Source organism: Oscillospiraceae bacterium, assembly GCA_035353335.1.
GTDB lineage: Bacteria > Bacillota > Clostridia > Oscillospirales > JAKOTC01 > DAOPZJ01.
This window is the reverse complement of sequence record DAOPZJ010000122.1, coordinates 1-2,186: the sequence shown is the minus strand read 5'-3', so window position 1 is coordinate 2,186 and position 2,186 is coordinate 1. Positions and strand designations below refer to the sequence as shown.

At 45.8% G+C, this 2,186-nt stretch carries 3 protein-coding genes; all 3 read right to left on the bottom strand.

Translation table 11 applies throughout. The annotated features are described in order from the left end of the window. The coding region (locus PKH29_12885) for a DEAD/DEAH box helicase (GenBank protein HNX15735.1) at positions 1-465 on the bottom strand (465 nt) is incomplete at its 3' end. Between the two features lie 196 nt (positions 466-661). Further along, positions 662-1,033, bottom strand: coding sequence for a hypothetical protein (locus PKH29_12880; protein ID HNX15734.1), 372 nt, complete (start codon positions 1,031-1,033; stop codon positions 662-664). 237 nt (positions 1,034-1,270) lie between these two features. Then, positions 1,271-2,186: hypothetical protein (locus PKH29_12875; GenBank protein ID HNX15733.1), on the bottom strand; the 916-nt coding region annotated here is incomplete at its 5' end.

The window sequence follows — 2,186 nt, the reverse complement described above, 5'->3', positions numbered from 1 at the left end:
GGTCAGCATCAGATATAACGATTCCGGCGTTGTGATTAAAATATGCGGCGGGTGCTTGACCATCCGGGCGCGTTCGGTTTGCGAGGTGTCGCCGGTACGAATTGCAATTTGAATCTCCGCGCCGTATTTATGCCGCCCGGTTTTAATGCGCTGCTGTAAAACCCCCTCCAGAGGCCGCTTGAGGTTTTCGCGGATATCCCCCGCCAGCGACTTTAAAGGAGAGATATAGATTAATTGCAGTTCCTCGGGTAATTCGCCTTTTTCGGCTTGCTCCTGCAGCTTGTCGATGAACACTAAAAATGCAGTTAACGTCTTGCCGGTACCGGTCGGTGCCGACACCAGCGTATGTCTTCCCGCAGCGATCTCAGGCCAGGCTTGCTTTTGAACTTCCGTCGGCGTCCCAAGCGTCCCGCGAAACCACTCCTGTGTGTAGATATTAAAAATTTTCAGCGCGTCCTCGGCCATGTTCCCTCACTTGCCGTTTTATCCGGTTGTGCCATCGCCTCGTTGTCAGTAAAAAGAATATCCCAACGACGAGATTTCATCCGTCGATGAGACATTATAGCATATTTTTGCCATATAGGGAACGATCTTTATTGTTCCAGACGGAAAATTTTCAAACGATGTAAAAAAGTTGGTTTCGTAAGGATAAATATTTCTGCTATTGCATTACTCGATTGATAATTTCAATTATAAAATTTCTAATATCCTCAAATTTAAAAAGTTCATTGCATTCAAACTTTTGCCAAACTGAATATATTTTCCATTGACCTTGTTGTTGGGTAAAAGATAATATAGGGTTTTCTTCACTTTCAATTGTATTATAAATGAAACTTACATTATTTTCTTTTACCCATTTTATACTGTATTGAACGAATTCTAAAATAGGAAACAAGGGTTCGGTAAAAAAAGTTTTTCCGTCAATTATTATTACAAATGCTCTTTCGTCTCTAATAATTTCATATAAACTCATTGATTCAAGCTGTATAACGGTTAGTTTCGGCTTAACTTCAGTTTCTACCTGTAAAATCATATCTGCTCCTTAACATCTGTTTAAAATCGAAACTCCTACAAAAAAATATCCCATCGGATTAAACCATATTACCCGATGAGAATTATATCATATTTTCACCATTTTGGAAACGTCCGTGCAAATGAAAAGCGTACAGTTTACAGCTTACAGTGAATAATTATGGTGTCTTTGCTCCGCAAAACGAATTTAAGTTTATAGGTCTTTCACTGTTCGCTATTAACTACTCTCTAAACAGCTTTACTCCCCCTTCATCTCCACGGTCTGCAAATTCTTATCTAAAATCTCAACGCATAACCGGATCGAGTCGCCGATCGCGGCCTCGATGTTGTCCGGTTGAACCCCGAGTGGTTCGCTGCCTTCTGATTTATTAATAAAAAGCTCCGAGCACTGAAGTTCCCCCAGTTTGAGCAGATTCAATCCTCCGCCGACGTTGCGCGCTTTCTGCTGTTTGAGCATCTTCCGGGAGTTCAGGTCGAACATCCACTTCGGAATCGTGACGATCCGCTTGTTCGGGCACCCGAGATACTTGTGCATGATACCGAGCATCTGCTTCCAGGTCATGTTGTACCAGCCGATCGGATAGCAGTTCCCGCCCTCGTTTTTTTCAAGCGCTCCGGCGATGGCCTGCCCCACTTGCTTGACCGTGACCATCGTCGTGCCGCCTTTGGGAAACAGCGTCGACCCCTCCATATCCCGGATCATCTCGACCATAAACAGCCATACGGGTTTGCGGCCCGGCTGGGTCCCGAAGATATAGGGCAGTTCGAGCACGGCGACGTCGAAATTTCCATCGGCGAACGACAGCGCCGCGGCTTCCTGATCCCGGCGGCTTCGGATATAGGAATGCCAATGAGACAGCTGCATTTCGGGATATTTTTTGTCAAAGTGCGAAAAATAGGAGCCCAAAATCACCGCGTGCTTCACTCCGCAGATCTTTGCAAGCGTGAATAAACGATAGACCGGGTCAATGTTGAACTTTTTGTACATGTCGTAAATCGGCGGCGGTCCCTCGACCCGCTCGTCAACACCTGCGGCAAAGACAAACCCTTCGCAGCCGTTCATGAGGTTTTTAATATCCTCATCCGACATCTCAAGGATGTTTCCGTATTGAATTTGCATCTCTGGCGGCAGCACCGCGCCCTGCGGCAGCGGC

Excerpts from the sequence above, each read along its gene's own strand:
- PKH29_12880 (HNX15734.1), bottom strand. The coding sequence starts at position 1,033 with ATGATTTTACAGGTAGAAACTGAAGTTAAGCCGAAACTAACCGTTATA.